At 66.0% G+C, this 21,245-nt stretch carries 20 protein-coding genes and 1 pseudogene; 9 read left to right on the top strand and 12 right to left on the bottom strand.

Annotation, left to right across the window (positions count from 1 at the left end):
- Positions 1-9 precede the first annotated feature (9 nt).
- The 8 genes from B5X73_RS19110 (at position 10) to B5X73_RS19070 (ending at position 8,376) form a co-directional block, all read left to right on the top strand.
- The gene (locus B5X73_RS19110; protein WP_079522915.1) at positions 10-1,107 is read left to right on the top strand and encodes an acetylornithine deacetylase; all 1,098 of its coding nucleotides are present in this window, start codon (positions 10-12) and stop codon (positions 1,105-1,107) included.
- The gene (locus B5X73_RS19105; protein WP_079522914.1) at positions 1,097-2,413 is read left to right on the top strand and encodes an acetylglutamate kinase; all 1,317 of its coding nucleotides are present in this window, start codon (positions 1,097-1,099) and stop codon (positions 2,411-2,413) included. The genes B5X73_RS19110 and B5X73_RS19105 overlap by 11 nt, the downstream gene beginning before the upstream one ends.
- A gap of 6 nt (positions 2,414-2,419) precedes the next feature.
- Entirely contained in the window at positions 2,420-3,367 is a 948-nt protein-coding gene (gene argC / locus B5X73_RS19100; protein ID WP_079522913.1) for an N-acetyl-gamma-glutamyl-phosphate reductase, read from the top strand.
- Between the two features lie 10 nt (positions 3,368-3,377).
- Positions 3,378-4,670: an argininosuccinate lyase gene (locus B5X73_RS19095; protein ID WP_079522912.1), complete on the top strand. Its 1,293-nt coding sequence runs from the start codon at positions 3,378-3,380 to the stop codon at positions 4,668-4,670.
- Positions 4,671-4,783: 113 nt separating this feature from the next.
- A complete protein-coding gene (proB, locus tag B5X73_RS19090) occupies positions 4,784-5,899 on the top strand; it encodes a glutamate 5-kinase (protein ID WP_079522911.1) in 1,116 nt (371 codons plus the stop codon).
- 11 nt (positions 5,900-5,910) lie between these two features.
- Entirely contained in the window at positions 5,911-7,176 is a 1,266-nt protein-coding gene (locus tag B5X73_RS19085; protein ID WP_079522910.1) for a glutamate-5-semialdehyde dehydrogenase, read from the top strand.
- Between the two features lie 431 nt (positions 7,177-7,607).
- Positions 7,608-7,964, top strand: a complete 357-nt coding sequence (locus tag B5X73_RS19075) for a hypothetical protein (protein ID WP_036111787.1) — start codon at positions 7,608-7,610, stop codon at positions 7,962-7,964.
- A gap of 73 nt (positions 7,965-8,037) precedes the next feature.
- The gene (locus tag B5X73_RS19070) at positions 8,038-8,376 is read left to right on the top strand and encodes a hypothetical protein (protein ID WP_036111789.1); all 339 of its coding nucleotides are present in this window, start codon (positions 8,038-8,040) and stop codon (positions 8,374-8,376) included.
- A gap of 150 nt (positions 8,377-8,526) precedes the next feature.
- Here B5X73_RS19070 and B5X73_RS19065 read toward each other — a convergent pair whose 3' ends face one another.
- The 12 genes and pseudogenes from B5X73_RS19065 to B5X73_RS19015 all read right to left on the bottom strand — a co-directional run bounded on the left by B5X73_RS19065 (position 8,527) and on the right by B5X73_RS19015 (position 20,494).
- Positions 8,527-9,228: a hypothetical protein gene (locus tag B5X73_RS19065; protein ID WP_079522908.1), complete on the bottom strand. Its 702-nt coding sequence runs from the start codon at positions 9,226-9,228 to the stop codon at positions 8,527-8,529.
- On the bottom strand, positions 9,225-10,505 hold the full coding sequence (gene kynU, locus B5X73_RS19060; protein WP_079522907.1) for a kynureninase: 1,281 nt from the start codon (positions 10,503-10,505) through the stop codon (positions 9,225-9,227). Before kynU ends, B5X73_RS19065 begins: the two co-directional genes overlap by 4 nt.
- Positions 10,506-10,523: 18 nt before the next feature.
- Positions 10,524-11,021 (bottom strand): hypothetical protein, encoded by a 498-nt coding sequence (locus B5X73_RS19055; RefSeq protein WP_139382846.1) that lies wholly within the window; start codon positions 11,019-11,021, stop codon positions 10,524-10,526.
- A gap of 105 nt (positions 11,022-11,126) precedes the next feature.
- A complete protein-coding gene (locus B5X73_RS19050; RefSeq protein WP_079522906.1) occupies positions 11,127-12,152 on the bottom strand; it encodes an amidohydrolase family protein in 1,026 nt (341 codons plus the stop codon).
- A gap of 183 nt (positions 12,153-12,335) precedes the next feature.
- Entirely contained in the window at positions 12,336-14,405 is a 2,070-nt protein-coding gene (locus B5X73_RS19045) for an FUSC family protein (protein ID WP_079522905.1), read from the bottom strand.
- Between the two features lie 115 nt (positions 14,406-14,520).
- A complete protein-coding gene (gene yeiP, locus B5X73_RS19040; protein ID WP_043694912.1) occupies positions 14,521-15,084 on the bottom strand; it encodes an elongation factor P-like protein EfpL in 564 nt (187 codons plus the stop codon).
- 23 nt (positions 15,085-15,107) lie between these two features.
- On the bottom strand, positions 15,108-15,875 hold the full coding sequence (locus B5X73_RS19035; protein ID WP_036111813.1) for an SDR family oxidoreductase: 768 nt from the start codon (positions 15,873-15,875) through the stop codon (positions 15,108-15,110).
- Positions 15,876-15,971: 96 nt separating this feature from the next.
- Positions 15,972-16,541, bottom strand: coding sequence for a GNAT family N-acetyltransferase (locus tag B5X73_RS19030; protein ID WP_043694910.1), 570 nt, complete (start codon positions 16,539-16,541; stop codon positions 15,972-15,974).
- Positions 16,538-16,873, bottom strand: coding sequence for a GNAT family N-acetyltransferase (locus B5X73_RS21420; RefSeq protein ID WP_303048776.1), 336 nt, complete (start codon positions 16,871-16,873; stop codon positions 16,538-16,540). The genes B5X73_RS19030 and B5X73_RS21420 overlap by 4 nt, the downstream gene beginning before the upstream one ends.
- 150 nt (positions 16,874-17,023) lie before the next feature.
- Positions 17,024-17,509, bottom strand: a pseudogene (locus tag B5X73_RS21415) (GNAT family N-acetyltransferase); the annotation flags it as partial.
- Positions 17,510-17,588: 79 nt separating this feature from the next.
- Positions 17,589-18,488, bottom strand: a complete 900-nt coding sequence (locus B5X73_RS19020; protein WP_079522904.1) for a hydroxymethylglutaryl-CoA lyase — start codon at positions 18,486-18,488, stop codon at positions 17,589-17,591.
- Between the two features lie 11 nt (positions 18,489-18,499).
- On the bottom strand, positions 18,500-20,494 hold the full coding sequence (locus B5X73_RS19015) for an acetyl/propionyl/methylcrotonyl-CoA carboxylase subunit alpha (protein WP_079522903.1): 1,995 nt from the start codon (positions 20,492-20,494) through the stop codon (positions 18,500-18,502).
- A gap of 189 nt (positions 20,495-20,683) precedes the next feature.
- On the opposite strand from B5X73_RS19015, the gene B5X73_RS19010 reads away from it, so the two are divergent.
- Positions 20,684-21,166, top strand: a complete 483-nt coding sequence (locus B5X73_RS19010; protein ID WP_036111821.1) for an FKBP-type peptidyl-prolyl cis-trans isomerase — start codon at positions 20,684-20,686, stop codon at positions 21,164-21,166.
- The last annotated feature ends 79 nt before the right edge of the window (positions 21,167-21,245 follow it).

Genomic DNA, 21,245 nt, shown 5'->3' with positions numbered 1-21,245 from the left:
TCCAGGCTCATGGAAAAGCTTCTCGAAGACACCCTGACCCATCTGCGTGCGCTGGTCGGTTTCGACACGCGCAATCCGCCACGAACCATCGGTACCGACGGTATTTTCGATTACCTGCGCGCGAACCTTCCCGGGTTCGACGTGCAGGTGACGGATTTCGGCGCCGGTGCCGTCAATCTGTACGCCGTGCGCGGTAAGCCGAAGTACCTGTTCAACGTACACATGGATACCGTGCCGGATTCCCCGCACTGGACCGCCAACCCGCACGAACTGCGGGTGACGGAAGACCGTGCGATCGGCCTCGGCGCCTGCGACATCAAGGGTGCAGCGGCGGCGCTGATCGCCGTCGCCAACGCGACGCAGGGCGACATGGCGTTGCTGCTGTCGACCGACGAAGAGGCCAACGACGCGCGTTGCATCGACGGTTTTCTCAAGACGCCGCGCGACTACGAGGCGATCATCGTCGCCGAGCCGACCAGGGGTGAGGCGGTGCTGGCGCATCGCGGCATCCATTCGGTGCAGATGCGTTTCCTCGGCCGGGCAGGGCATGCCTCGGGCGAGCAGAAGCCGTCGGACAGCGCGTTGCACCAGGCGATTCGCTGGGGCGCGGCCGCGCTCGATCACGTGCAGGCCCTGTCGCATGAGCGTTTCGGTGGTCTGACCGGTCTGCGTTTCAACATCGGCAAGGTCGAGGGCGGGATCAAGGCCAACATGGTCGCGCCCACCGCGGATGTCCGTTTCGGCTTCCGTCCGCTGCCGTCGATGGACGCGGATCAGCTGCTCGAGACGTTCCGCACGCTGGTCGAGCCGGCACCGGTCGAGTACGGCGAAACCTTCCGTGGCGATTCCCTGCCGGCGGGCGACACCGCCACGGCGGAGACGCGTCGCCTTGCCGCGCGCGACCTCGCCGATGAACTCGGTATCCCGGTGGGCAACGCCGTGGACTTCTGGACCGAAGCGGCGCTGTTCTCCAAGGCGGGCTACAACACCTTCGTCTACGGCCCCGGTGACATCGCTCAGGCGCACAGCGCCGACGAGTGGGTCCTTCTCGAACAACTGGCGGATTACGCCAGGACCATCCATCGGATCGTCGACAGTGGAATCTAACAAGCACACCCGCAAGACCATCGTGCGCCTGCTGTCCTCGATGGGCAGCGCGCGCGAAATTCAGCAATACCTCAAGCGCTTTTCGCAGCTCGACGCGGCGCGCTTCGCCGTGGTCAAGGTCGGTGGCGCCGTGCTGCGCGACGACCTGCCGGCACTGACCTCGTCGCTATCTTTCCTGCAGCAGGTCGGCCTGACGCCGATCGTGCTGCACGGCGCGGGTCCGCAGCTGGACGAAGAGCTCTCGGCCGCCGGTATCGAGAAGAAGACGGTGAACGGCCTGCGCGTGACCTCGCCCGAAGCCCTGGCGATCGTCCGCAAGGTGTTCCAGGCACAGAACCTGCGTCTGGTCGAAGCCCTGCAGGAAGCCGATACGCGTGCCACGTCGGTGCCCTCGGGCGTGTTCACCGCCGAATTCCTCGATCAGGAAGTCTTCGGTCTTGTTGGCCGCGTGCGCGAAATCAACCTCGCGCCGATCGAAGCCAGCCTGCGCGCGGGATCGATCCCGGTCATCGCCAGCCTGGGCGAGACCGAATCGGGTCAGATCCTCAACATCAACGCCGACTTCGCCGCGAACGAACTGGTTCGCGTGCTGCAGCCGTACAAGATCGTCTTCCTCACCGGCACGGGCGGTCTGCTCGATGGCGACGGCAAGGTCATCGACTCGATCAACCTGTCGACCGAGTACGACCAGCTGCTCAAGCAGCCGTGGCTGCATTCGGGCATGCGGCTAAAAATCGAGCAGATCAAGGATCTGCTGGACGACCTGCCGCTCACTTCGTCGGTCTCGATCACGCGTCCTTCGGAACTGGCCAAGGAGCTGTTTACCCACAAGGGTTCGGGCACGCTCGTTCGTCGCGGCGAGCGCGTGCTGCGGTTCGATTCGTGGGAAGGCGTCGACAAGGAGCGCCTGCGTGAGCTGATCGAGTCCAGCTTCGGCCGCAAGACCGTGCCGGACTACTTCGACCGTACCGATCTCTACCGGTTGTACGTGTCGGAGAACTATCGCGCCGCGATGGTGCTCACGCAGGAAGAAGGCTTCGCGTACCTCGACAAGTTCGCCGTGCTGGACGACGCCCAGGGCGAAGGCCTCGGGCGTGCGGTGTGGCAGGTGATGCGCGACGAGAATCCGAAACTGTTCTGGCGTTCGCGCCACGGCAACGTCATCAATCATTTCTATTACGCGGAGTCGGACGGCTGCTTCAAGCAGTCGCTCTGGAAGGTGTTCTGGTACGGCCTGGACAACTTCGCGGATATCGAACGCTGCGTCACGCATAGCGCGTCGCGCGTTCCCACCCTGCAGGACTGAGCGGTCATGGCAAGCAAGACCATCGGCATCGTCGGCGCACGTGGACACACGGGCGCCGAACTGATCAAACTCATCGCCGGTCATCCGGACCTGGAACTGGCGTTCGTCTCGTCGCGTGAGCTCGACGGCCAGCGACTGGCCGATCACAGCGACGCGTACAGCGGCGACCTGACGTACAGCAACCTCGATCCGTCCGCCGTGGCGGAGCAGGGTGCCGACGTCGTGATCCTCGCCTTGCCCAACGGCAAAGCGGCACCGTACGTCGAAGCGATCGACAAGGCGGCCGGATCGACGGTGATCGTCGACCTCTCGGCCGACTACCGTTTCGACGAGCGCTGGTACTACGGTTTGCCGGAGCTGTACCGCGATCGCTGGCGCGGTGAGAAGCGCATCAGCAATCCGGGCTGCTATGCCACGGCCATCCAGGTGTCGATCGCACCGATCAAGGACCTGCTGGCGGCGCCGCCGGTGTCGTTCGGCGTGTCCGGTTACTCGGGCGCGGGCACGACGCCGTCCGACCGCAACAATCCGGAAAAGCTGCGCGACAACCTCATGCCGTATTCTCTCACCGGGCATATGCACGAGAAGGAAGCCAGCCGTCATCTGGGCATGCCCGTGGAATTCATGCCGCATGTCGCGCCGCATTTCCGCGGTCTGACCGTGACCACCAATCTCTATCTGGCCAAGCAGGCCAAGCGTGAGGACATCGTCCGTCGCTTCGAAGCGCGTTTCGAGAAAGAGAAGCTCATCCATGTCGTGGACGAGGCGCCGTGGGTCAGCCGGATCGCCAACCAGCATCACCTGGACGTGGGCGGCTTCGCGCTGTCCGTGGACGGTCGTCGCGTGGTTGTCGTCGCCACCCTGGACAACCTGCTTAAGGGCGCGGCCACCCAGGCCATGCAGAACGTCAACCGTGCGCTCGGCTTCGACGAGCTGACCGCCATCCCGCTTTAAGGACCTGACGATGACCCAGCCGCTCTGGCAGAAATCCGGTATTCAGGTCGACGCGAAAATCATGCGTTTCCTCGCCGGGAACGACGTGGTGCTCGACCGCGAATTCTTCCTGCACGACATCACCGCCAGCAAGGCGCACGTCGAAGGCCTCGCCAATATCGGCGTGGTGTCCATCGATGAGCGCGACGCGCTGTTGCGCGAACTCGATGCGCTGGCCGCTGACTTTTCGGTCGGTGTGTTCGTGCTCGACGATCGCTTCGAAGACGGCCACTCGGCGATCGAGGCACGTCTCACCGAGCGTCTCGGCGATGCCGGCCGCCGCGTGCACACGGGGCGTAGCCGCAACGACCAGATCCTCGTGGCGACGCGTCTTTGGCTGAAGGAAAAGCTTTCGACGCTCGAGACGCTGTGCCGCGAGATCGCCGAGGTCTGCCTCCAGCGTGCGGCCAGCGACGCATTGCCGATGCCGGGCTACACGCACATTCAGCGTGCCGTCGTGTCCTCGACGGGCATGTGGTTCGCGGCGTTCGCCGAGGCCTTCATCGACAACACGCTGCGTGCGCGCCAGGCGCTCGAGCTGATCGATGCGAATCCGCTCGGTACGGCCGCGGGCTATGGCGTCAATGTGCCACTCGACCGCGCGCATACGACAGCGGCACTCGGCTTTTCGCGTATGCAGGTCTCGCCGATCTACGCGCAGCTGTCGCGCGGCAAGTTCGAGATGGCCGCGCTGGATGCTGTCGGCACCGCGCTGCTCGATACGCGTCGTCTGGCGTGGGATCTCTCGTTGTTCACCACGGCCGAATTCGACTTCGTGAAGCTGCCGGCGGAGTACACCACCGGTTCGTCGATCATGCCGAACAAGCGCAACCCGGACGTCGTCGAGTTGCTCCGCGCGAGCTACGCCAGCGTCGCGGCCGCGCGCACCGAGATCGAGCAGCTGCTGTCGCTGCCGTCGGGTTATCAGCGCGATCTGCAGTTCTCGAAGGGTTCGCTGTTCCATGGCTTCTCCATGGGTCTCGGTGCGCTTGAACTGCTGCCTGACATGCTCGCCCGTTTCGAGTGGAAGGCCGAGAAGATGCGCGCCGCCATCGAGCCGGCGATGTATGCCACGGACGTGGCGATCGAGCAGGCCGTCGCGGGCGTGCCGTTCCGTGACGCGTACCGTGCGGCGGCGGAGACGGCGGCCTCGGCGGGTGAGGGGCGTTCGCCGGAGTCGAGCCTGGCTGCTCGTACATCGCCGGGATCGGGCCACGATCTGATGCTGGATACGTTGCGGGCCAGGCTCACAGACCTGACCTGACCATTGCCAGCAAGGCTGGCTCCTACACGAGTGCGGACACCGTAACGCTCCCGCTCCTGCAGGAGCCAGCCCTGCTGGCGACCCCAGATGGACGAAAGCCAGGGGTAACACCAATGCACTTCACGCCCCAACCGCTCCCAGACTGGCACCGCGCCGTCCTCAAAGTCGGCAGCAGCCTCCTCACTACCGCCACAGGCGCCCTGACCGACGAACACGCCGATGGCCTCGCCGCCTTCGTCCGTGCGAGCCGCAGCGCCGGCCGTGAAGTCATCATCGTTTCCTCGGGCGCCGTCGCCGCCGGCAGGGGCTTCGCCGCCCCCGAGCGCGCCGCCGGGCTCACCGGTCGCCAGGCACTCGCCGCGCTCGGGCAGACCCGCCTCATCGGCCTCTGGCAAAGCTTCTTCGACTCCCCGGTCGCCCAGGTGCTGCTCACCCACGACGACCTCCGCAACCGCCGTCGCTACCTCAACGCACGCTCGACGCTGCGAGAGCTGCTGGCACTCGGCGCGATCCCGGTCATCAACGAAAACGACACCGTCGCCGTCGACGAACTGAAGCTCGGCGACAACGACAACCTCGCCGCCATCGTCGCGGCGCTGGTCGATGCCGACGTTCTGTTCATCGCCTCGGATATCGGGGGCCTCTATACGGCCAATCCGCGCACCGATCCGCAGGCACGGCCCCTCGATACCGTCGATGTCGTCACGCCCGAACATCTGGCCAGCGCGGGCGGGGCGGGCACCGCCGCCGGCACGGGCGGCATGCGCACGAAGCTCGAAGCGGCAAGCAAGGCGGCCGCCGCGGGTATCGAAACCGTACTGTTCGACGGTCGCGACAGCGCCTGCGTCGCCCGGTTGGGCGAGGGCAGCCTGACCGGCACGCGCCTCAAGGCCCCCAGCACGCGCCTCGCCGCCCGTAAGTACTGGCTCCGACACGCGCCGCCGGCAGGCCGCATCGTCGTCGACGACGGCGCCGCCAACGCGGTGCGCGGCAAGGGTGCCTCGCTGCTTCCCGGCGGCGTGTCGGCGGCCGAAGGCGACTTCGCCCGCGGCGACGTCATCGAGATCGCCGATGGCGACGCCGTCTTCGCACGAGGCATCGCGCAATACGCCGCCGTCGACGTCCGCCGGATAGCGCGCCGTCATACGCGCGATATCGAGGCGGCGCTGGGCTACAGTTATGGCGAAAACGTCGTCCACCGCGACGACCTGGTCGTCCTTCCCGAATAAACGAGGCCACGATGACGGTTACCCTGCGCGAACGTGCCCTGGCCTGCCGCGACGCATCGACGGCCGTGTCCTCTCTCGATACAGCGGCGAAGCAACGCCTGCTGCGTGCCATGGCCGACGCGCTGGATGCCGACGTCTCCGCCGTGCTCGAAGCGAACGCCGTCGATATGGCGGCAGCGCGGGATAACGGCACCAGCCCCGCCATGCTCGACCGCCTTCGTCTGGACGACGCGCGTGTCGCGGCGATCGCCAACGCCATCCGCGAGGTCGCCACGTTGCCGGATCCCGTGGGCATCGTTACGCGGCGCGAGGTCCGGCCCAACGGCATCGACGTGGAGCGCGTACGCATCCCGCTCGGCGTCGTCGCGATGATCTACGAGGCGCGTCCGAACGTGACCGCCGATGCGGCTGCGTTGTGTCTGATGGCTGGGAATGCCGTGATCCTGCGTGGAGGTTCCGATGCTATGCATTCGAACGTTGCCATCGCGACGGCTTTGCGTCGTGCGATGCGTGAGCAAGGCGTGCCCGAAGCGGCGTTGACGCTGATCGACGATCCGCGCCGCGACACGATGGTCGAGTTGCTGCAGCTGGTCGATATCGTCGATCTAGCCATTCCTCGCGGCGGGGAGGGGCTGATTCGCTTTGTCACTGAACATGCGCGCGTGCCGGTGATCAAACACTACAAGGGTGTCTGCCACCTTTACGTGGATCGTGACGCCGATCATGATCTCGCGTTGCGTCTGCTGATCGACGGCAAGACGAGTCGGCCCGGTGTGTGCAATGCGCTCGAGACGTTGCTCGTTCATCGGGATGCATCGTCCGCATTCCTGCCGCGAGCCATTGCGTGTCTTCGCGAACTTGAGGTGGACGTGCGTGGCGACGAAGCGACGCGTGCGCTGGTCGGCGATGTGACACTCGCCAGCGAAGACGACTATGCCGCGGAGTTTCTCGATCTGGTGATCGCCGTTCGCGTCGTCGACGATATCGATGACGCGATTGCCCATATTCGGCGGTTTGGTTCTGACCATACTGAGGTCATCGCGACGCGTGACGCGGCGGCTGCGGATCGCTTCATTCGCGCGATTCGTTCCGCCGTGGTCATGGTCAATGCCTCATCGCGTTTCAGCGATGGCGGTGAACTGGGTCTTGGGACTGAAATCGGGATTTCGACGACGCGACTGCATGCTTACGGGCCGATGGGCGCCGAGTCGCTGACGGTGGAGCGCTTCGTCGTGCGTGGCGACGGTCAGGTGCGTCATCCTCATCCTGCTAAATGATCGCCAGGACACGAGCCCTGTCCGTACAGTCAGAAGCGACCAATGCAGAATTTTCTATGGATTGTCTTGTGGCTTCCCATGATTGCGTTGGGTCTGACGTTGTCGACCATCCTGTTCAAAACAGGGTCACCGGCAAGCTATGCGTTTTTCATGGTGTGGCCCTTTGCGAATTTTTATCTCGCTTACAAACTTTGCAAGAAAGGTGACGATGTCCTGGTTATTCGACTAATTTCCTTTTTCCTGACAGAGTTGGCGATCCTTGCTGTTGTGCTTCTCTACTTTGGCTAGGTCCACCTGATTGCTGTCAACCTGTCGCACAGAGAAATCAGGCGCGAGCAAGTGCGGTAGATATTGTTGAAGGCGCTCGTATGAGCTCCGTCGAATCGTTGCTCGTCGCCGTATTGTCGTAGCTTTACAGATGGAGGCTATCAGTGGGTGCCGGTGAAAATAGAAGCATTGCACCCGCGATCGCTGCACTGCTCGGCGCATTGGTAGTCCATTACCTTGGCTACGCCTATCGCTTCATGTGGTATCTCGATAACGCCAACTTCGCCAAGCTGGTGTCGGCATACGCGGTCTTTCTTGCGGCAATTATCTTTGCCTTCGTGGTCGTTCCGAGGTGGTGGGTCATGGGGCCGCTTGCGCTGGCCGCCATGTTCGCACCGGCCCTCGTGGGAGTGCACTATGTGCTGCCGATCGGGGCAGCCTTTGTCTTGGTTGCCGTCGTGTGCGCGTCTCTCTTTGCGGGTGTCGCCGTATTGAGGTCTCGTGGACGAAATGCCCCCTAACGGGTCGGCTTTTGCAGGCTTCAGGTTGGTGCCAGAGACTTAGAGCGTGTATGGGAAGCGGAGGAATCGAGCCATGGTCAGAATCCTCTCGTTCCTACCCCTCGGAGCATCGATCGGTGTACTGATCTTTCAGATGTTCTCTTTCACGACCACCACTGAGCAAGTCATGGGATCGATTGCGGGTATTGCCGCGTATGGCTTCGTTGCGAGGGTCGCACGCCGGCCGTCCGCCTCGATGGGGTGGTCGTTTGCCGGGGTCGTTGTCATTGGTGTATTTCTCGGCCTGCTTCCGCCGCGCCTCCGCCTTGGCGGGGATGTCGATGCGTTCGTGCTGTTTTATCCCGTGGTGCATGCCGCGTTGCTTACGGGCTTCCTCACGCTTTACCGGTGCCGCTTCGCCAGCAAGAGGTAATGATGAGTCATCAACTCGTTCTTCAGTGGCGGCAACCGAACCTTCCAAACTTCGATCAATTGCCTGCGATGGACTCCGACGTATTCACGCCGGTATGGCCCGAATCGATGCCCTCATTCTCGGTCTCTTGACGTCTTCAGAGATGTCCGATCAGGCTGGCCGCGCGAGCCCCGTGCGGATTTCCTCGGCCACGTGGATCATTGCGTACCACGCCCGTTCGATCGCGTCCGCGAGCGCATCCCGATCCAGCGCGACGGTTTCGCTTCGGCCGCCTTCGTCCGGTTCGTACTCGATCAACACCCGGTTGCCGTCAATCCAGGCCTGGTTTCCCGCAAGGAAGAGAGGATCCTCAAAACTTCCCATCCCCGGCTCGGGTGGCATCGCGAACGGCGTGCGGCCATCGCGCGGCGCGTGACGAAGTAGCTCGATCACGCGCTCGTAAGACCCGTCCTCATCATCGAGTTCGAAATCCACGGCGTCCATCGCGGGCCCCGCATACAGCTCAACAGAACCCGTAAAAATGACCTGCGTAGCGTAGCCATCGAGACGGGCACGCGGATTCTTCAGCACGTCGCGTAACGCGGCCACGTAGCGCGATGTGACCTCCGGATGCTCACGCAGCCACACACTGCTGACATCCTCAACCGCCGTAACGTGCCCATCGGTTCTTGCTTCGACACCACGATGCGACACGGTCGCCGGGCGATCGGGCAGGGCCACAGGCAGTCCGCCAGCCTTGAGGCCGAACATCACGCGGCCCGGCGCGGTCCGCAGCCAGTGCGTAACGGCCTGCACGACGAACCCGTCGCCGCGTTCGCTATAGGGCGCGGGAAACAGCTCCTGCGTGCTCATGCCTGCGCCCCGCGCCAGGCTTCGATCGCCTCGACGGCGCCGAAACAATCAGCAAAGCGGTTGTAGAGCGGCGTCGGCGAAAGGCGGATCACATCGGGCTCGCGCCAGTCGCCGATCACGCCGTGCTGCTCCAGATGAGCGAACAGTGCACGCCCCGCATCGCGACCGGCGCGCACGCGGATCGACAACTGCGCGCCACGCTGTAGCGGATCGTTGGGCGTGACGATATCCAGCGTGTCGTCGAGCCGCGTGCGGATCAGCCAGTCGAGGTAGCCGGTAAGGCGGCGGCTCTTCGCCACGAGAGAAGGCATGCCAGCCTGGGTAAAGATATCGAGCGACGCACGTAACGGAGCCAGCGCGAGGATCGGCGGATTGGAAAGCTGCCAGCCATCCGCGCCGGGCGTCGGTACGAACTCCGGACCCATCTGAAACCGCGTGCTCTTGTCGTGGCCCCACCATCCGGCGAAACGCGGCACGTCGGCGCGCGCGTGACGGTCGTGCACGAAGCAGCCGGCGACGGCACCCGGGCCCGCATTGAGATATTTGTACGTGCACCAGACCGCGAAGTCCGCGCCGCTGTCGTGCAGCGCGAGAGGCAGGTTGCCGACGGCGTGGGCGAGGTCGAAGCCGACCAGGGAGCCCTGCGCATGGCCGAGACGGACGATCTCCGCCAGGTCGAACACTTGTCCGGTGCGGTACTGCACGCCCGGCAGCATGATCAGAGCCAGACGATGACCGTGCTCGGTGATGGCCCGTTCGATGGCGGCCATCGACAGCGTGCCACCCGGGCCGTCGGGCTGCAGTTCGATCAGATCGGTCGCCGGATCGAAGCCGTGGAAGCGCACCTGCGACTCGAGGGCATAACGGTCGGTGGGAAAGGCGCCGGCTTCCATCAGGATGGCCGGGCGCTCGGCGGTCGGGCGGTAGAAGCTGACCATCATCAGGTGCAGGTTCACGCCCAGCGTGTTCATCGCCACCACTTCGTGCGGCTCGGCGCCGACGACCAGCGCCATCGCGTCCCGGACGTACTCGTGGTAGTGCATCCATGGTGAGCGGCCGCGGAAGTGGGCCTCCACCGCGAGGTCGGACCAGTCAGCCAGTTCGGCTTCGATCGCCGCGCGCACGCTCGTCGGTTGCAGGCCGAGCGAGTTACCGCAGAAATACAGGCTGTCACGGCCCTCGTGCGGGGGGATGTGGAATGCATTGCGGAACGCGCGCAGCGGATCCACGGCGTCCTGAGCTTCGGCCCATGCGCGCGTCGCTTCGAAACCGGTCATACATAGAGCCTTGCGAAATCAGGAGGGCATGCGGGCCGCCAGATCCGCGCAGCCCTTGTCGAACGCCGCGCTCCACTTCGCGTCACCGCCGGGGCGGATGCAGCGCAGCTGGATCGCATACCCGCCACTGTAGAAATAACGCTCGTAGTAGTCGAGCGTTACCGTACCTTCCTTGGCCTTGTAGACGTTTTCGGTCGGGCTGTTCGCCTTGCCGGCCGCGTATTCCGTCAGGCCCGAAGCGCGGCTGCGCATGTTGCCGGAGAACTGCTGGAAGCCGTTGAGATTGGGCACTTTCTGCAGCGTGACGGATACGCGGGCGAGGGTGGCATTGGCCGCGTTGGCGCCCGGTACCTGAAAGATCTGCGTTTCCGTTTCGCCCTGCGACTGCATGATCGGCACCCAGTTGTCGGGCACCGGGAAGCGGATCGCGCCATCGGCCATGGAAATATCGGCGGCGCCAGCGACAGGGCTGGCCAGCAGAAGGCCGAGCAGAAAGGCATGCACAGAGCGGTTCACGATTCGGATTCCCCTGGTCCAGCGGCGGTGCCGCGCTATCCCGCCATTTTTGCACAGTGCCGGTGCGCTTATGACGAGGGCCGCTGTGCGCTGCGTCACGTCACGTCACGCCACGGCAGCGACCGCCTGGAAACGGGACAGCGGCACGCCGAGCCATTCCAGGGCCGTACCGTGGAACAGGCGCGCCCGCTCGGTGTCGCCGAGGCCAAGCGCGTCGATACCGCTGCCGGGTTCCTGCTCTCCCAGGGGGAACGGGTAGTCCGTGCCGAGCATGACGCGGTCCGTGCCTGCGGTCGCCAGCAGATAGCGGAGTGCCGCGTCGTCGTGCACGCAGGAATCGAAGAACAGGCGGGAGAGGTATTCGCGCGGGTTTCGCGCGTTGTCGGTCGCGACAAGGTCCGGGCGCATGCGGAAGCCGTGCTCGATACGACCGATGGAGTAGGGAAAGCTGCCGCCACCGTGCGCCAGCATTACCCTTAACGCGGGCAGTCGTTCGAGCACTCCGCCGAAGATCAGGGCGCAGGCCGCGCGCGCCTGCTCGGCCGGCATGCCGACCAGCCAGGGCAGCCAGTACTTGGGCATGCTCTCGCTGCCCATCATGTCCCAGGGGTGCACCAGCACGGCGGCGCCGAGGTCGGCGGCGGCCTCGAAAAACGGGAACAGTTCCGGGGCGTCGAGATTCCAGGCGTTGCAGTGCGAGCCGATCTGCACGCCCTGAAGGCCGAGTTCGTCGATGCAGCGTTCGAGTTCGCGTATTGCCAGGTCGGGCGCTTGCAGGGGGACGGTACCGATGCCGGCGTAATGACGCCGATGGGTGTCGCACACGCGTGCCATGTCGTCGTTCAGGTGGGTATGCAGCTCCAGCGCCTGATGCCCCTTGGCCCAGTACGAAAACATCACCGGCACGGTGGAGACGACCTGCACACCGACGCCGAAGCGGGCGTAGTCGGCGATGCGTACCTCGGGGTCGAAAGCCGAGTCCCAGACTTCGCGGAAGAATTTGCCGTCTTTGTAGATGCGGTGGTGGCCGCTGCTATGGGTCATGACCGGGAAACGGTCATCGCCGTAGCGGGCCGCCAGATCGGGCCAGTCACGAGGCAGGATATGCGCGTGCGTGTCGATCTTGAGCATAGCCCGAGTGTATCCCCGCCGCAGGCCCGGGGCTTCTGGCGGTGCAACAACGGTGCCGCGCTGCCGCGCGGTAGGAGCGCGCCCTGCGCGCGAAAAGCCTGTGGAGCGGCGACGCGGAAAGGGGAGCCGTTGCCCGCTGTAGGCTTTTCGCGCGCAGGGCGCGCTCCTACAGGCGGTTTGAGGTCAGGCGGGCGTCACCGACCGCCTCGTCACCACGTGCGCGATCGTATCCACGTTGTCGGTCAGGCGGTCGGTCAGGCGCTCCACCGCCTCGGCCAGCTCGCGATCGGTCGACCGCGCCAGCGACGCCATCAAGCCGCGCTGGTGGTCGCGCAGCAACGGCGGTACGGCGATGCCTTCGGTCCGGGTGAGTGCCTCAGCCTGGGCCCGCAACGCGACCGCCGCCTCGTGAATGAACGGTCCCACGTGCGTCCATGCCTGAGGCACCTCATCGACATCGATCAACGACTCCAGCGCCATCGCCGTGCGGGCGAGGCGGTTGCCGTTGGCGAACAGGGTCTCCGCGAGCTCGAGGAGGATGGCCGGCGTGCCCGGTTCGGCGCGCATGCGGTCGACCGAGGCCTGCGCGTTGGTCCGCGCCGTACGCGTGGCGGTGCGTACCTCGTGTCGCGTGCGACGGTCGGCCGGCGCGACCAGGGCATCGAGGTAATCCGCGTACGCGCAGAGCATCGTGGACAGGGCGTTGCGTGCCTGATGGCGTTCCCACGACGGCCATAGCAGATACGCCAGCAGGGCGAGCCCGCTGCCCAGCGCCGTGTTGAGCACGCGGTCGGTCATGGCCGCGTTCGGGTCCACGCCCTCGAACGACAGCAGGACGACGACCGTGCCGGTCAGTGCGGCGACGGCGATACCGTAGTGCGCCACGGCGAGGTAACGGAAGGCGACGCACAGCACGCCCATCACGGCCAGGTGCGCCCACGGCACGTCGGGCGTCAGGCGCAGCACGAAGGTCGTCAGCAACAGGCCGAGCACGGTACCGACCACGCGTAACAAACCGAAATTGAACGTAGCCGCGAAGTCGGGGCGCAGCACGATCGCCGCCGTCATCGGCAGCCAGTAACCGTGGGGCAGGGCGAAGTAGCGTGAGAGCGCGAAGGCGAGGGTGAGGACGACGGCGCAGCGCACCGCGTGGCGGAACGCGACCGAGCCAGGCGTAAGGTTGGCGCGAAGGGTGGACAGCGCCGAGCTGCTGCGCAGCGTTTCGGGCAGCGCGGTTTCGGCGCGCTGGGCGCGTTCTTCACCGCGCGAGCCCGCCCAGTTCGTGTTGCGGACGACGGCGGCCAGCTGACCGGACAGGGCGCGGATATGACCGCTCAGGCCCATGCCACTGGAGCCGGCAAGCAACGCGCGCTCGCTGGCCTGCAAGGTGGCCAGCGCACGCTCGGCCCGCTGCGGCGGTTCGGCGGCGTCGAGTGCGTCGGCCGTCGCATCGAGCACGCGCGCGGCATCGGCGCGGAACATCTCGCTCATGCCGTCCTTCCGTGTGTCGAGCTCGGCCATGGCGATCAGTTCGAGACGCAGTCGTTCGGCCAGTTCGAGCAACACGCGGAACGCTTCCATGGCGCGGCCACGCGCGTGATGACGGCCGAGCAGGGTGTTCTGCAACGTGTTCATCGCGTCGGCGAGGCCGGGGGCTTCGCCATCCTTCTGCGGCTTGCGTGCGAGATCCGCCAGTCCGCGGTAGACGACCGCGAGCGCCAGGCGCTCCGGGCGGTAACGTTGCAGCGGCCACGCCGCGACCGAGAAGGCGGCCAGCAGCATGCCGCCCGCAAAGATGAGGGCGCCACCACTCAGGGCGTCGACCAGCCCCTTGGGCGTCGCCGCCGTGATCACGAGCAGCAGCATGCTGGTCATGCCCACGCGCGCGATATCGGGGCCGAACACCACGAGCATGCCGCCGAAGAAACCGCAGACCAGGCAGGCGACGCACATCGGCAGGATCCAGTCGCCGATGAGGAACCCGACGAGCGATGCGGCACCGGCGGCCAGCGCGGCGAGAAACAGACGGCTGAGTCGCTGCTGATAGGGCCCGGGCTGGTCCGAGAACATCGTGTCGAGCGCGCCGGCCGCGATGCCGAGGCCGATCTGCGGATAGCCCAGCAAAATGCCGAGCGCCATCGGCAGCACTACGGCCGCGGTATTGCGCAGGGCGACGCGCACGGGCACGTCGGGTCGCTTCGTCCGGATCAGCGTGTCGATGACGCTGGCGCGAAGCGAGTAGCCGTTGTTCATGGGGTGGGTTTGCTCATCCGTTGAGCGGGCGATTGTGCCGCAGCCTTGCTGACTGGACGGCGAGCGAAAACGCGGAACGGCATCGATACCGCGCGATGCCGCTCCGCGACGCGCATTAAGCGCGGCCGGCGAATTCGCCGGTCAGCGTGTTGACGGTGACCTTTTCGCCCGTCGTGATGTACTCGGGGACCTGGATCTCGATGCCGGTCTGCAGCGTGGCGGGCTTCGACCGCTTGGTCGCGCTGGCGCCCTTCATTTCCGGGGCGGTGTCCGTGACGGTCAGCACGACCGACGTGGGCACCTGCAGGCCGACCGGTGCATCGTCGATCACCTGGATGTAGTAACCCTCGAGGTCCTCCACGACGTAACCGGCGTTGTCGCCGACGACGCTAGCGTCCAGCGTGTACTGGGTGTAGTCCTCGTCGTCCATGAAGACGAACGCGTCGCCGTCCATGTACGAGAACTTCGCCTGGCGGCGCTCGAGGGCGACTTCCTTGATTTCGTCATCGGCGCGCACGCTGAGATCGAACTTGCGGTTGCCCGGGATCGAGTACAGGGTGAAACGATAGGTGACGTTGCCGCCGCGCGCGGAAGGCGCGCTGCGTTCGATATCGCGGACCTGGTAGACGGTGCCGTCGTTTTCGACGACGTTACCCTTTTTGACTTCGGATGCTTTCATGGCGTTCGGTGTCGTGGCTTGGATTACTTGGGAGCGAGACGGACGCCGCCGTCGAGGCGGATCGTCTCGCCGTTGATATAACGGCTGGTGAGGAGGAAGGCCACCGTGTCGGCGAACTCCTCGGGCTTGCCCAGGCGCGACGGAAACGGAATCGACGCGGACAGCGATTCCTGCACCTGCGGTGGCATGCCGTCGACCATCGGCGTCCAGAAGATGCCCGGCGCGATCGTGTTCACGCGGATGCCGAAGCGCGCGAGCTCGCGCGCCATCGGCAGCGTCATGCCGACCACGCCGCCCTTGGACGCGGAGTAGGCGGCCTGTCCGATCTGGCCTTCATAGGCGGCGACCGATGCGGTGTTGATGATGACGCCGCGCTCGCCGTCCTCGCCCGCCGCGTTGCCCTGCATCAGCTGGGCACCGGCCTTGGCGACGTTGAAGCTGCCGACCAGGTTGACCAGCACGGTGGTGCTGAAGTTGGCCAGCGGCATCGGGCCTTCCTTGCCCAGCACGCGACCCGCGCCAAGGATACCGGCGCAGTTGATCACGGCGTTGAGGCCACCCATGGCGTCCTGCGCGGCGGTGACGTTGGCGGTCACGCCTTCCTCGGAAGTGACGTCGGTGCGGTAAAACGAAGCGTGCGAGCCGAGGGCGGCCACGGCGGCCTGGCCCTTCTCTTCGTTGACGTCGAAGAGCGCGACTTTCGCGCCGGCGGCGACGAGTCGCCCGGCGACGGCGTGACCGAGACCGGATGCGCCGCCGGTGATGACGGCCCTGACCTGTTCGAGCTGCATGGAAACTCCGCGGTGCGACTGGCAAAGAGGCCCATCTTAGCCGAGGCATCGGGGATTGGCTTTGTGCGGGAGCACACGCTCCCGCGTCGCCGACGCTCAGGCCTCGGCGAGGAAGGCCTGAATACGACCCGACGCGACCAGCTGCGCGAACGGAATCACGGCGGTCGGTGGATTCTGCGGCTCACTCAGGAACCGGCTGAAGACGCCGACGTCCCACCACTCGCCCAGCTTGTAGCCGGCCTTGGGCCACACGCCGGCGGCCCGGAAGCCCATGGCTTCGTGCATGGCCACGCTGGTCGCGCCCGGCAGGGTGATGACGCCGACCGCCTGATTGATTCCCTGCAGACGCAGCGCCTCCAGCAGTACGCCATAGAGCCGCCGGGCGATGCCGCGACGGCGCGCTTTCTCGTGCACGTAGATCGACGTCTCGGCGACCCAGTCATACGCGGCGCGCTCGCGGAAGCGCCCCGCATACGCATACGCCAGAACGTCGCCGTTTTCTTCCCACACCAGCCACGGATGGTGCGCCATGCGCGCGACTATGCGCTCACGCATGACGTCGTCACCCGGCAGGTCGGTCTCGAAGGTGATCGCGCTGGTTTTCACCACGGGCGCGTAGATGGCGTGGCAGGCGGCGGCGTCGGCCTCGACGGCGATACGGATCACAGAGGTTTTTCCATGAAGATGCTGGACGGCTTGGCGTGATGATCGCCGAAGGGCGGGCAGCGGTGATAGCCCGATCGCTCGTAGAGTTCGATCGACTCCGTCTGTGCGGTGCCGGTCTCCAGTCTCACCTTCGTCCCACCGCCCGCGCGCACCTGGCGTTCGAGGGCCTCCAGCATCTGCTTGCCCAGGCCCATGCCGCGGCAGGCGGGCACGACGTACATGTATTTCAGCTCGACGTAATCGCCGTGGTCGACACCGGCACCGCAGGCCAGCGGTTGGCCATCCACACGGGCCGTCATGAAGGTGGTGTCGGATCGGCGCAGGTTCTCCACGCCGATCGCCTGCGGCAGGGGATGGCGGTAGAGGTCGGACAGATACCCGTGCAGCTGCTCGATCAGCGGCAGGACGTCTTCCTTGCCGGGGTCGTCGATGCCGAACACCAGCGAGGGCGGTTTGGGCGCGACGATCAGGTCGCCGTCGTTGAGGCTGCGCAGGAAAAAGCGATCGCAGCTGAAATGGCCCGTGCCACCCATCGGAGCGTCGATCCGGGTGAAGCCATGCCGGAAGTACACCGCCTGCGCCGCGTCCATCCCCGTCAGCGTTTCCAGGTAGCAACGTGAGAAACCCGCGCGCCGGGCCGCGTCCAGACAAGCGCGCATCACCTTCGAGGCGGCGCCGATGCCGCGGGCCTCGGGCAGGAAATACATCTTGCGAAGTTCGCAGGTCTCGTCATCGCCGCCGTCCAGCGGCGCGATGCCCGCCCCGCCGATGGCACGGCCGTCCTTCTCGACGACGAAATACGCCGCGCGTGGGCGGGCGTAGGCCGAGGACATGGCGTCGACTTCGGCGTCGTGGATCGCGAAGCCCGGGCCGTCGGCGCCGAACTCCGGCATGACATGGCGTATGACCGCGGCGATGTCGGCATCGTCGCGGGGCTCGATGGGGCGGATCAGATAATCGGCAGGCATACGCCCGATGCTGCCAGCTTGGATGGGGAATGGCCAACTGCCCGGGCGGGAGCCAGCCCTGCTGGCGATGGGAGCCGCCTCAGCCCGCCATACGCGCCCGCGTCACCCGGCTTGCCGTTTCCTTCCCCAACTGCCCGGCCAGCCAGGCTCCCGTCTCCACCAGACGGTCCAGATCGACGCCGGTCTCCATGCCCATGCCGTGCAGCATGTACACCACGTCCTCGCTGGCCACGTTGCCCGTGGCTCCCCTGGCATACGGGCAGCCACCCGTCCCCGAGACGGCGCTGTCGACGACGCGGACGCCTTCTTCCAGACAGGCGAGGATGTTCGCCAGCGCCTGGCCGTACGTATCGTGAAAATGCACGGCCAGCGCAGGCATCGGCACTTCCGACGCGACGGCGCGGAGCATCGCGCGCGCCTTCGCGGGCGTACCGACCCCGATCGTGTCGCCAAGCGAAATCTCGTGACAGCCCAGTTCATGCAGGCGGCGGGCGACACGCACCACGTCGGCCACCGGCACCTCGCCCTGATAAGGGCATCCGAGCACGGTCGACACATAGCCGCGTACCGCGACGCCATCGGTCCGCGCACGTTCCATCACCGGCACGAAACGATCGATCGACGCATCGATGGAGGCATTGATGTTCTTCTGGTTGAACGCTTCCGACGCGGCCGTGAACACGGCGACCTCGGTGGCGCCGACCTCGCGCGCACGCTCGTAGCCCTGCAGGTTGGGCACCAGCACGGGGTAGACCACGCCGGCCGCCTTGCGGATACCGAGGAAGACCTCGGCGGCATCGGCGAGCTGCGGTACCCATTTCGGGCTGACGAAGCTGGTGGCTTCGATCGTCGCCAGGCCGGTCGCCGACAGCCGGTCGATCAGCTCGATCTTCACGGCGGCGGGGAGCATGGCCTTCTCGTTCTGCAAGCCGTCGCGTGGGCCGACCTCGACGATGCGAACGTGGTTCGATGCGTTCATGGAAGCTCCGGTCAGGCGGTTTCGGCGAAGCGGACGAGGATCGCATCCGCGTCGACGAAATCGCCCTGTACCGCGGATACGCTCTCGATGGTGCCGGCGCGAGGTGCCTTCAAGGCGAGCTCCATCTTCATCGCTTCCATCACCATCAGTTCCTGCCCTTCTTCGACCACATCGCCCGCCGCGACGCGCATCAGCACGACGCGACCCGGCATGGGGGCGGCGAGATGACGTGCGTTGCCCGCCTCGACGCCGGCCCACGCGTAAGCGGGAGCGCGGGTGAACGACCAGCGACGTCCCAGAGCGTCGTGTACACGGACGAACCGCCCGTCGATCGCCAGCGGCAAGCGGCGTGCCTCGTCGTCGAAACGGGCGGACAACGCGCCGTCGACGAGACGCGCCCCGGCCACGGTGCAGGACACGTCACCTTCGCGGAGAACGTAGGCGCCGCCGTGTCCATGCGCATCGATCTCATGGCGGACGTCGCCCTGCATCAGCGCGACGACGCGTTTGCCGTGATGACCGATGCGCCACGCGTCGGCACCGGCCCAGGGTGAATGCGGGTCGCCGGGCACGCCACGGTCCTGCGCTTCATCGGCGAGAAGCACCGCCACGGCGGCGGCGAAGCGCTCCACGTGGCCCGCCTGCGTGTCGCCGGCCAGAAACTCGTCAAGGTGACGATCGAGATAGCCCGTATCGATGCGGCCTTCCACCACCGCCGGGTGGCGTGCGAGGCGTTCGAGAAACGCGACATTGGATTTCGGGCCGACGATATCGGTCCGCGCCAGGGCTTCGCGCAACCGTTCCAGCGCCTGCGCGCGGTTCCGGTCGTGGACGATGAGCTTGGCGATCATCGGGTCGTAGAAGATGGTCACGGTGTCGCCGGCAATCACACCGCCGTCGAGGCGGACATGCCGCGACGGCGGCGGCAAGGTCAGCGACACCAGCTTGCCGGAGCCCGGCAGGAAATTCGCCTCCGGATCTTCCGCATACAGGCGGACCTCGATGGCGTGGCCGGTGGCGCGGATGTCGTCCTGTGTCAGAGGCAAGGTCTCGCCGCCCGCCACCCGCAGCTGCCACTCGACCAGATCCAGTCCGAGCGTCTCTTCGGTGACCGGGTGCTCGACCTGCAGGCGCGTGTTCATCTCCATGAAGAAGAATTCGCCGTCCTGGGCGACGATGAATTCCACGGTGCCCGCACCGACGTAATCCACGGCGCGCGCGGCAGCGACGGCTGCGGCGCCCATGCGGGCGCGTCGGGCCTCGTCGAGGAAGGGGGAGGGCGTTTCTTCCAGCACCTTCTGGTAACGACGCTGCGCGGAACACTCGCGCTCGTTCAGATGGATGATGTTGCCGTGGGTGTCGCCGAAGACCTGGAACTCGATATGGCGCGGATGCTCGACGTAACGCTCGAGGATCACCCGCGTATCGCCGAAGGCATTCGCGGCCTCCCGTTGCGCGGAAGCCAGGGCTTCGGCAAAGGCGCCCGCGTCGCGCACGATACGCATGCCCTTGCCGCCGCCGCCCGAGGCCGCCTTGATCATCAGCGGAAAGCCCGTGCGGGTGGCTTCGGTCGCCAGATGGGCGGGATCCTGGTCGGCGCCGTGATAGCCGGGCACCAACGGGACCGCATGGCGCTCCATCAGCGCCTTGGCGGCCGCTTTGGAGCCCATCGCGTCGATGCTTTCCGGGCGCGGTCCGATGAAGACGATGCCGGCCGCGGCGCAGGCGCGCGCGAAATCCGTATTTTCGGAGAGGAAGCCGTAACCCGGGTGGATCGCCTGCGCGCCGCTGCGCCGGGCCGCCTCGATGATCGCGTCGCCACGCAGATAGGACTCGGCCGGGCGTGGGCCGCCGATGGGCCAGGCCTCGTCGGCCAGGCGTACGTGCTGGGCGTCGGCGTCCGCGCTGGAGTAGACGGCGACCGTGCGGATGCCCAGACGGCGGCAGGTCCGGATCACGCGGCAGGCGATCTCACCACGGTTGGCGATCAGAATGCAGTCGAACATGCGGCTCCCGGCGGGGTCTGGATGGGGTGGGGAAAACCCGAAAAACTAGCAGATCGCGACGACCCGGAGGGTTGCGGCGCAGCATGCCCGGTTCCGCCGATTTGCACCGGGGCGGCGTGTCGCCTAGCCTTGTGGGTCCGGGAAGGCGCCTTCATGTCTTTCCATTCCCCCTCCCAGCGAGAGAATTTCATGCAGATCGCCAACCGCCACGCCGTTTCCTTCCATTACACGCTGACCGACGACCAGGGCAACGTCATCGACAGCTCGGACGGTCGCGAGCCGCTGGCTTACATCCATGGCGAAGGCCACATCGTCCCGGGCCTGGAGAAGGCGCTCGAAGGCCGCTCGGTGGGTGACCAGTTCAAGGTCGACGTCGCCGCCGAAGAGGGCTACGGGCCGCGTCACGAAGAACTGATCCAGGTGGTGCCGCGCGCCGCGTTCCAGGGCGTGGAAGACCTCCAGCCGGGCATGCAGTTCCAGGGTCGTAACGACCAGGGCAGCATCAACGTCACCGTCAGCAAGATCGAAGGCGACAACGTCACCGTCGACGGCAACCACCCGCTGGCCGGTCAGACCCTGCACTTCGCCGTCGAGATCACCGACGTGCGTGACGCCACCGAAGAAGAGCTGGCGCACGGTCACGTGCACGGCGCCGGCGGTCATCATCATTAAGCGGTCGGCTTCGCCGACGTGACCTTATTCGCGCGCAGGGCGCGCTCCTACGACGCCGCTGTGGTAGGAGCGCGCCCCG

The organism is Luteibacter sp. 22Crub2.1, assembly GCF_900167995.1.
In the GTDB taxonomy this organism is placed as follows: Bacteria; Pseudomonadota; Gammaproteobacteria; order Xanthomonadales; family Rhodanobacteraceae; genus Luteibacter; species Luteibacter mycovicinus.
The sequence above is the reverse complement of the archived record's forward strand: the minus strand, read 5'-3'. Positions and strand labels throughout refer to the sequence as shown.